Annotated in this window: 6 protein-coding genes and 1 pseudogene; 5 read left to right on the top strand and 2 right to left on the bottom strand. The window is 71.9% G+C overall.

Translation table 11 applies throughout. From position 1 onward, the window contains the following. Positions 1 to 11 precede the first annotated feature (11 nt). From J7E93_RS09595 to J7E93_RS09610, 4 genes are all read left to right on the top strand, one after another. On the top strand, positions 12 to 4,799 hold the full coding sequence (locus J7E93_RS09595) for a DUF6531 domain-containing protein (RefSeq protein WP_215067403.1): 4,788 nt from the start codon (positions 12 to 14) through the stop codon (positions 4,797 to 4,799). Between the two features lie 31 nt (positions 4,800 to 4,830). Continuing rightward, positions 4,831 to 5,907: a hypothetical protein gene (locus tag J7E93_RS09600; RefSeq protein ID WP_215067405.1), complete on the top strand. Its 1,077-nt coding sequence runs from the start codon at positions 4,831 to 4,833 to the stop codon at positions 5,905 to 5,907. A gap of 287 nt (positions 5,908 to 6,194) precedes the next feature. Continuing rightward, positions 6,195 to 6,398 (top strand): cold-shock protein, encoded by a 204-nt coding sequence (locus tag J7E93_RS09605; RefSeq protein WP_142215547.1) that lies wholly within the window; start codon positions 6,195 to 6,197, stop codon positions 6,396 to 6,398. Positions 6,399 to 6,486: 88 nt separating this feature from the next. Continuing rightward, positions 6,487 to 7,923, top strand: coding sequence for a DEAD/DEAH box helicase (locus J7E93_RS09610; RefSeq protein ID WP_215067407.1), 1,437 nt, complete (start codon positions 6,487 to 6,489; stop codon positions 7,921 to 7,923). Between the two features lie 24 nt (positions 7,924 to 7,947). On the opposite strand, the gene J7E93_RS09615 is transcribed toward J7E93_RS09610, so the two are convergent. Continuing rightward, on the bottom strand, positions 7,948 to 8,610 hold the full coding sequence (locus J7E93_RS09615) for a hypothetical protein (RefSeq protein ID WP_215067409.1): 663 nt from the start codon (positions 8,608 to 8,610) through the stop codon (positions 7,948 to 7,950). Next, positions 8,607 to 8,930, bottom strand: coding sequence for a hypothetical protein (locus J7E93_RS09620; protein WP_215067411.1), 324 nt, complete (start codon positions 8,928 to 8,930; stop codon positions 8,607 to 8,609). Before J7E93_RS09620 ends, J7E93_RS09615 begins: the two co-directional genes overlap by 4 nt. A gap of 34 nt (positions 8,931 to 8,964) precedes the next feature. Between J7E93_RS09620 and J7E93_RS09625 the strand changes: the two are divergent. Next, positions 8,965 to 9,266 (top strand): annotated as a pseudogene (locus J7E93_RS09625) (hypothetical protein); the annotation flags it as partial.

Raw genomic sequence — 9,266 nt, forward strand, 5'->3', positions numbered from 1 at the left:
GAAGAGGTCGCGTGGCTGTCACGGTGCCCGACTGGGCGGACACACTTCTGGATCTGATCGGCGTGGCCTGGCCCAACGTCGACGAGGACGCGTACCGGGACATGGCCGATGCGCTGCGGGAGTTCGCCGAAGACCTGGAGGACGACGGGCAGCTCGCCAACAACCACTTCGAGCGGCTGCTCTCCTCCGGTCAGGGCGAGGCGCTCGACGCGCTCAACTCGCACTGGAACGCGGTCAAGAGCAAGCACATCAAGGACATCGCCGGTGCCGCCCGCACCATCGCCGGCGCCCTGAACCTCGCGGCCACCGCGATCGAGGGGATGAAGGCCGCCGCGCTCGTCCAACTCGGCTACCTGGCCGCCGAGGCGGGGATCGCGATCTCCCTCATCCCCGTCACCGGCGGCCTGTCCGCACTGATCGGCGCGGGCGCGATGCGCGCGACCCAGGAGGTCATCAAGCGCCTGATCAAGGAGTGCGTGGAGGAGGCCGTCGGCTACGTCGTCGCCGCGATGACCGAACCCGCCGTCGCCGCCCTCGAAGGCATGGCGGCCGATCTCGTCGTCCAGCTCGGAGCCGTCGCCATCGGCCTGCAGGACGGTGTCGACCTCGACCGGACCAAGGACGCGGGCAAGGACGGCTTCAAGGACGGCGTGCAGTCCGGCAAGGAGGCCATGCACCTGGCCTCGGCAGGCAGCGGGCCGGCCGGCGGCGGCAGCGGCCTGAAGAACCTGCACATCGAGCACGGCGAACACGACCACGCCTCGACCCAGCTCAACGGCGTCAGCGTCAACATCCACGGCAAGACCGCCGGCAAACTCACCAAGGCCAAGACCGCCCACGGCCGCACCCGAGGCCGCGACTCCATCGCCGACGCCATCGACCCGGTCGCCGACAAGGCCCTCGAAGCCCTGGTGAAGGCCACCCGGAACATGGGCGACCACGTCGGCAAGACCCTCCCCAAGGTCGTCAAGCAGATATCCGTCGACCACAAGAACACCGACGACGCCCTCCGCGACCGCTTCGCCCGCGAGCGTCGCGACGGCGGGGACGACCGCAAGCACTCCAAGAGCGACGGTCCGAACAGCCGCCGCCCCGGCGACGACACCCGTACGCGGCCGGACTCGGTGCGGGACACCAAGGACGATCCGCGACGCAACGGCGTCTCCCTGGACAAGACGGTCTGCAAGAACGACCCGGTCGACGTCGCCACCGGCAAGCTGCTGCTGCCCCAGACCGACCTCTCGCTGCCCGGCGTCCTCCCGCTCACCCTGCGCCGCACGCATGTGTCGACCTACCGCTACGGCCACTGGTTCGGCCGGAGCTGGGCCTCCACCCTCGACGAGCGCATCGAGGTCGACGCCGTCGGCGGAGGTGCCATCTGGGCCCGCGAGGACGGCTCCTTCCTCATCTACCCCCGTCTGCCGCGCCCCGACGGCGAGCAGGTCCTCCCGCTGGAGGGCGACCGGCTCCCACTGGTCCACGGCGGCGTGCACGGCGACGAGACCTCCTACGAGGTCCGCGACCCGCACACGGGCCTGATCCGCACCTTCACCGGAAGCCCCTACCGGGCCTCCGCCGCGTCCTGGCTCACCGCGCTCGAGGACCGCAACGGCAACCGCGTCACCGTCTCCCGCCGCACCGACGGAGCGCCCACGGCGGTGTCGCACTCGGGCGGTTACGTCGTCCAGATCACCGCCGACACCTCCCGGGTCACCGGCCTCGCCGTGCGCGGCCCCGAGGGCCCCACCACCGTCCTCGGCTACGGCTACGACGAGACCGGCGACCTCACCCGCCTCTCCGGCCCCGAGGGCCCCACCGGCCCCGTCATGCGCTTCACCTACGACGGCGAAGGCCGCATCACCTCCTGGACCGACCGCAACGACTCCACCTTCCGCTACGTGTACGACGCCGAAGGCCGTGTCGCCCGCACCGTCGGACCCGACGGCATCCTGTCCTCGGCCTTCGCCTACGACGTCCACCCCGAGACCGGGCACGGCGTCACCCGCTACACCGACTCCACCGGCGCCACCACCGTCCTGCACCTCAACGACCGCCTGCAGGTCGTCGCCGAGACCGACCCCCTCGGCCACACCACCCACCTGACCTGGGACGCGTACGACCGGCCGCTCACCCGCACCGACCCGCTCGGCCACACCACCGAGCTGACCTGGGACGAGGCCGGCAACCTCACCGCCGTCCGGCTGCCCGACGGCTCCACCCCCACCTCCCGCTACGACGAGCGCAACCTGCCGGTGGAGGTGACCACCGCGGACGGCGGTGTGTGGCGGCAGACCTTCGACGAACTGGGCAACTGCACCAGTACGCAAGGGCCCGACGGAGTCGTGACCCGGTTCACCCACGACCGCACCGGCGCGGTCGCTTCCGCCACCGACGCCCTGGGCGCCACGATCCGGATCCGCTCCGACAGGGCAGGGCTGCCGCTGGAGGTCACCGGCTCCGAGGGCGGTGTCACCCACGTCGAACGCGACCACCGCGGCCGGCCCGTCCGGATCACCGACCCGCTCGGCGGCAGCGAGCAGTTCGACTGGGACGCCGACGACCGGCTGCTGAGCCGCACCACCGCCGACGGCGGCCGCGAGTCCTGGACCTGGGACGCGGAGGGCAACTGCCTCACCTACACCGACGCGGTCGGCGGCAACTGGGCGACCGAGTACGGCCACTTCGACAAGGCGCTCGCGCGGATCTCCCCGGACGGAGCCCGCCACGAGCTGCGCTACGACACCGAACTGCGGCTGGTGCAGGTGACCAACCCGCTCGGCCGCAGCTGGGAGTACACCTACGACGCGGCCGGCCGTCTCGTCACCGAGACCGACTTCGACGGCCGGGCCACCCACTACACCCACGACGCGGCCAACCGCCTGATCGCACGGACCGGTCCGCTCGGCCGGACCGTCACGTACACCTGGGACGCGATGGACCGGATGGTGTCCCGTGACGCGGACGGGGCGGTCACCCACTACGCCTACGACCCCACCGGCGCGCTGGTCGAGGCCCGGACCGCGACCTCCACCCTCACCATGGAGCGCGACGCGCACGGCCGCCTCCTCGCCGAGACCGTCGACGGCCGCACGCTGCGCCACACCTACGACCTGGCCGGCCGGCGCACCTCGCGCACCACGCCCACCGGCGCGGTCAGCCGCTTCGCGTACAACCGGGCGGGCGACCGGGTGTCCCTGACCACCGACGGTCATGGCCTCGCCTTCAGCCACGATCTGCTCGGCCGGGAACTGACCCGCACCTGGGGCGCCCCGGGTCCGTCCGCCGTGACCCTCGCCACGGCATGGGACAGCGTCGGCAGACCCGTCACCCAGTCCCTGACCGTGCCCGGCGCCGAGGCGCCGCAGCACGTCCGCGACTACGTCTACCGCGCGGACGGCTGCCCCGTCTCCGTCGGCGAGCGGACGGCGGGCGGCGGACGCCGGGACAAGCGGGTCTCGCTGGACCCGCTGGGCAGGCCGCTGACCGTCACCGCGCCCGGCTGGGCCGAGAGTTACGCGTACGACGGCGCCGGCAACCAGACGGCGGCCGACTGGCCGACGGCGGCGGGGCACACCGACGCGCGCGGCCCGCGCGTCTACGAGGGCGGACGCCTCGTCTCCGCCGGCGCCGTCCACTACGAGTACGACGCCGCCGGCCGCGTCGTCGTACGCCGCCGCACCCGCCTCTCGCGCAAGCCCGACCTCTGGCGGTACACCTACGACGCCGAGGAGCGCCTGGTGTCGTGCACCACGCCCGACGGCACCCTGTGGACGTACGCGTACGACCCGCTGGGCCGGCGCAGCGCCAAGCACCGCATGGCCGCCGACGGGCGGACCGTCGTCGAGACGGTCCGCTTCACCTGGGACGGGTCGCTGCTCGTCGAGCAGTGCGACGAGACCGCCGGAACGATTCTCACCTGGGAGTACGAAGGACACCGCCCGCTCACCCAGTACGAACGCAAGATGCTGGACGCCGACGAGGTCGACGCCCGCTTCTTCGCCATCGTCACCGACCTCGTCGGCACCCCCACCGAACTGGTCTCACCCGCCGGCGAGACCGCCTGGCGCTCCCGTTCCACCTGCTGGGGAACCACGGCCTGGAACAGCTCGGCCACCGCCTACACCCCCTTGCGCTTCCCCGGCCAGTACGCCGACCCCGAAACCGGCCTGCACTACAACTACTTCCGCCACTACGACCCCGACACGGCCCGCTACACCAGCCCCGACCCGCTCGGTCTCGCCCCGGCACCCAACCCCTCGACGTACGTCCTCAACCCATGGGTGTGGACCGACCCCCTCGGTCTCGCTCCCAAGCGGTGCAAGATGGACGCCTACGACTGGGAGGGCAGCATCCGCTACGGCCGCCTGGACCACCTGGGCCGTCCCACGGGCGTCCACGCCTGTCTGCGCCCCGAGATCCTCGAAGCGGAGAAGGGCACGGAGGCCGGCTCGCTCAAGCCCTCGGGCTGGCGCGGCGACGGCAGGGCCTTCAACGAGGCCCGCGGGCATCTGCTCGCCAACCTGCTGGGCGGCGCGGGCACCGGGAAGTTCGCCTGGCACAACCTGGTCACCGAGACCCAGACGCCGACCAACTCCCCGGACCAGCGGGACCAGGTGGAGAAGGTGATCTACAACCAGGTGATGAAGCACCAGGAAGTCGTGCAGTACCACATCAAGCCGGTCTACGCGGGCACCAACCCGATCCCCATCAAGCTGGAGTTCACGGCCTTCGGGAACAAGGGCTTCACCTTCACCCACACCCTGGAGAACCCGGCCGGTTACGTCAGAACCGGCGTGTAGCATCCGCGTCGAACCACAGGAAGGACCCCGCATGACCCGCACCACGCCCGAACGTCCGGTCGACATCGAGGCCTTGTTCCCGGCTCTCGCCGCCTACCGGCGCACGAGCACCCGGCTCCATCCCCGCATGGGATCCCCCAAGGCGGAGGAGAGTTCGGTGGCGGGTCCCTTCCTCTGGCCGGCCGACGAACCGTGGCCGATGTGCACCGCCGTCCACCCCAAGGGCACCGGGCATCTCCTCTCCGACGTCCGGCTCGAACGGCGCATCCTCGCGGAGGGACGGGGACGGGAGTTCTCTGAGGAGGAGCGCCGGATCCTCGACGGCATCCGGCCGGGTCTCCACGCTCCCGAGCTGCGGGACGAGGACCCCATCCCCATGCTGGCCGTCGCCCAGCTCTACGCCCGCGACATCCCGGATCTCGTCGGCCCGCCGGGGTACGACCTGCTTCAGGTCTTCTGGTGTCCGTTCGAGGTCCACGGACCGGAGCGCACCATCGACGTCGTCCTGAAGTGGCGCCGCGCGGACGAGGTCGGACCGATCCTGGCGGAGCAGCCCGAGCCGAAGGTGGTGGGCCGGGAGGAGTGCGTGCCCAACGTCTGCGTGCTCCACCCCGAACAGGTCGTGGAGCACGAGTACGAGGGCCTGCTGAGCGAGGAGCTCCAGGAAGCCCTCGCGGCCTGGGAGGAGAGCCTGCTGGAGGACGACGAGGACGCGTACGACTCCTCCGAGCCGCCGAGCTACGACACCTACGAGGAGTACCAGGCCGCCATGGCCGCGGCGCAGGCCGAGGAGGAGTACGAGGTCGACTACCGGGGCGACCTCTCGATCCCGCCGGGGTGGAAGGTGGGCGGCTTCGCCTCCTGGCACCTGACCGACCCGGCACCGGTCGACTGCCCCGCCTGCGGCACGCCGATGCCGCCCCTGCTCACCGTCGCGCACGGGGAATGGGACGGCGGATCGGAGAGCTGGATCCCTCTTGAGGACCGCGAGCCGACCACACCCCCGATGACCGGCCGGCAGACCGGCGTCTACCTCGGCCGCGGCCTGATGCGCATCCACACCTGCCCGGCCGACCCGCTCCACCCGCACCGGCTCAGCTTCCAGTAGCCCCTCCTGGCCGGGGACCGAGGGTCTCCGGCCAGGGCCCGCACCGGAAATTGGTTCGCGCCACGGCGCCAAAAGTCGATTTCCGTGCATGGTTGCCCACACCGTGCTACAGTCGAGATCAGTTGCAGTTGTGGTTCCCAATAAACTTCAAGTGCCTTCGACGGATTCGACATCGTCAGGCACTTTTGTTGTTTTCAGTACGGTATTTCCGGACAGGGCAATCATCGCGGCGACGCCGGGATTCACACAGTGTGCATCCCGGGGCACTGCCCCGAAGGAGATATGACATGGCTACTGGCACCGTGAAGTGGTTCAACGCGGAAAAGGGCTTCGGCTTCATCGAGCAGGAGGGTGGCGGCCCGGACGTGTTCGCCCACTACTCCAACATCGCCACCTCCGGCTTCCGTGAGCTCCAGGAAGGCCAGAAGGTGAACTTCGACGTCACGCAGGGCCAGAAGGGCCCGCAGGCGGAGAACATCGTTCCCGCCTGACGCCGACGCGTCTGACGCAGCTGGGGTCCTCACCGTCAGGTGAGGGCCCCGGCTCGTTGTATTTCCATGGGTTTTTCGGAAGGTCTCCATGAACAGTTCCGCCCGTACGAACAGCACCCGGCGCGTGCCCGCGCCGAAGGACGATTTCGCGACGCCGGTCAGCCACACCCCGGCCCTGCCCCCGGCCGCGAGCTTCGCCGAGCTGAACCTGCCGTCCGAGGTACTGGAGCTGCTCACGCGACTCGGCGTCGACGAGCCCTTCCCGATCCAGGCGGCCACCCTGCCGAACGCTCTCGCGGGACGCGACGTCCTGGGACGGGGGCGGACCGGATCGGGCAAGACGCTCGCCTTCGGACTCCCGCTGCTGGTACGCACCGCCGGGCGGCGTGCGGAGGCCCGCAAGCCGCTGGCCCTGGTCCTCGTCCCCACCCGCGAACTGGCCCAGCAGGTCACCGACGCGCTCACGCCCTACGCGCGGGCGCTGAAGCTGCGCGTGGCCACCGTGGTCGGCGGCATGTCGATCGGGAGGCAGGCCACCGCGCTGCGCGACGGGGCCGAGGTCCTGATCGCGACACCCGGCCGCCTCATGGATCTCGTGGAGCGCAAGGACTGCCGCCTGGAACGGGTGGCCGTCACGGTCCTCGACGAGGCCGACCAGATGGCCGACATGGGCTTCATGCCCCAGGTCACCGCGCTGCTCGACCAGGTGCACCACGAGGGCCAGCGCCTGCTGTTCTCCGCCACCCTCGACCGAAACGTCGACCTCCTGGTCGAGCGTTACCTCCACGACCCGGCGGTCCACTCCGTCGACCCCTCGGCCGCCACCGTCTCCACGATGGAACACCACGTGCTGCAGGTGCACGGCGCCGACAAGTTCGCCACCGCCACCGAGATCGCCGCCCGCGACGGCCGCGTGATCATGTTCCTGGACACCAAGCACGCCGTCGACCGCTTCACCAAGCACCTGCTGGGCAGCGGCGTACGAGCGGCGGCCCTGCACGGCGGCAAGTCCCAGCCGCTGCGCACCCGCACCCTGGACCGCTTCAGGACCGGGGAGGTCACCGTCCTGGTGGCCACCAACGTCGCGGCCCGCGGCATCCACGTCGACGAACTCGACCTCGTCGTCAACGTCGACCCGCCCGCCGACCACAAGGACTACCTGCACCGCGGTGGCCGCACCGCACGCGCCGGCGAGTCGGGCAGCGTCGTCACCCTGGTCCTGCCCGATCAGCGCCGGGACGTCGTCCGGCTCATGGCGGACGCGGGGATCCACGCGAGGGTCACCCAGGTCCGCTCGGGCGAGGCCGAGCTGAGCCGTCTCACCGGCGCCAGGACCCCCTCCGGCGTTCCCGTCGACGGCAGCGCGCCCACGACCGAACGCCCCCCGCGCGGCGGCGCGCCCTTCCGCGGCATCGGCACCGTCCCGGGGCGGCCCGGACGTGCCAAGAACGAGTCCCGCCGGTCCGCCGAGGCCCGCAGGACGGCCGAGGCCCGCCAGGCCGCCCGGATCCGCCGGGGCGCGTGAGCGCGTACGCCTCCCGGAGCGGAATCAGCCGCACCCGTAGGTGAACGTGGCCGAGGCGGTGTGCGGGGTGGGCGAGACGATCACCAGCCTGGCCGTCGCCCGATGCTCGCCGGGACCGTGGAAGGTCCACAGCAGACGCAGCTCCGCCCGCTCCTGGTGACGGGACAGCTTCTCCCGCAGCGGCCCGGACGTGGTCCCGTCGCTGCGCTCCCAGCGGTACGTCAGCGTGCCGGGGCGTCCGTCGGTGTCCACCACCGCCACGACGTCCGCCCTGCCATCGCAGCCCAGCGTCCGCTGCGGTGCGGTGACCGCGACCCCACGGACGGACACCTCGGGTCCCAGCCGCTGCCAGGCGAGAAAAGCCAGGACGGCGAGGAGCAGGAGCCCGGCCAGTGCGTACCGGCGCGTTCGCCGCGGACGGGGCCGCGGTGGAGGACCGCCGGTGCCGTGGCCGGGCAGGGTCCCGTGCCAGATCTGTGCCGTCGTGGGGCCGGGGCCGGGGCAGTCACCGGAGCGGGGGAGCGCCGTGCGGGGGAGCGCGGCCGCCGTCACCCCCGGGCCGAAGCGCAGGACCTCGCCCTCCACGCGGTCCGGTGCCACGTCGTGCGTCGGTCGTTCGAACCAGTGGCTGCCCAGGACGGTGGCGCTGTACTCGTCCGGGTCGAAGGGGGATCGGGCATCGCTCATGAGACCGTGCACCGCCTGATCAGGATCTGCCGCGTGGAACCGCCGTTGGCGGCCGAGGGGTCGGTCGTCGCCCGTACGCCCCAGGTGCAGCCTCGGCCCTGGAAGGCATGGGTGAGCGTGAACGCGTACCGCGTGGCTCCGCTGCCGCGGTGGCTCTCGGAGCCGTCGGGGACGGCGAGCTCGCCGTTGGCGTCAGCGGTGAACCAGGTGAGGGAGAGGGTCACCGGTCCGGGGCCGTCGGTGACCACCTCGAACGTGGCCTCGGCCTCGCCCGGGCCGGTCTGGCGCAGTCCGGTGACGGTCACCGTCTTCACGGCCACGGGCCGGGTGCTCGGCGGCGCGAACGTGGGCTCCGTGGGGGGAGGCGACGCCGGTGTCGGCGGGGTGGTGGGAGTGGCCGCCTCGGAGGGGGACGGCGGGGGAGTGGTCGACGCACTCGTGGGCGTACCGCTCGCAGGTGCCGGCGTCGGCGTGGGGGTCGACGGAGCCTCGGTCGACGGAGAGGCTGACGACGGAGCCGGGGAGGACGGGCCGGAAGCGGTCGGTGCGGCGGTCGGGAGCGCGCTGGTGGTGGCGAAGGCCTGCGCCGTCGTGCGGCCCGGCCCCTCGTCGCCCGCCCGTGCCGCGACGGCGGCCAGGACGGCGAGGACCAGCGC

Source organism: Streptomyces sp. ISL-36, from assembly GCF_018614205.1.
In the GTDB taxonomy this organism is placed as follows: domain Bacteria; phylum Actinomycetota; class Actinomycetes; order Streptomycetales; family Streptomycetaceae; genus Streptomyces.

Coding starts and splice junctions, on each gene's coding strand:
- J7E93_RS09610 (WP_215067407.1), top strand. CDS start 6,487: ATGAACAGTTCCGCCCGTACGAACAGCACCCGGCGCGTGCCCGCGCCG.
- J7E93_RS09615 (WP_215067409.1), bottom strand. CDS start 8,610: ATGAGCGATGCCCGATCCCCCTTCGACCCGGACGAGTACAGCGCCACC.
- J7E93_RS09600 (WP_215067405.1), top strand. CDS start 4,831: ATGACCCGCACCACGCCCGAACGTCCGGTCGACATCGAGGCCTTGTTC.
- J7E93_RS09605 (WP_142215547.1), top strand. CDS start 6,195: ATGGCTACTGGCACCGTGAAGTGGTTCAACGCGGAAAAGGGCTTCGGC.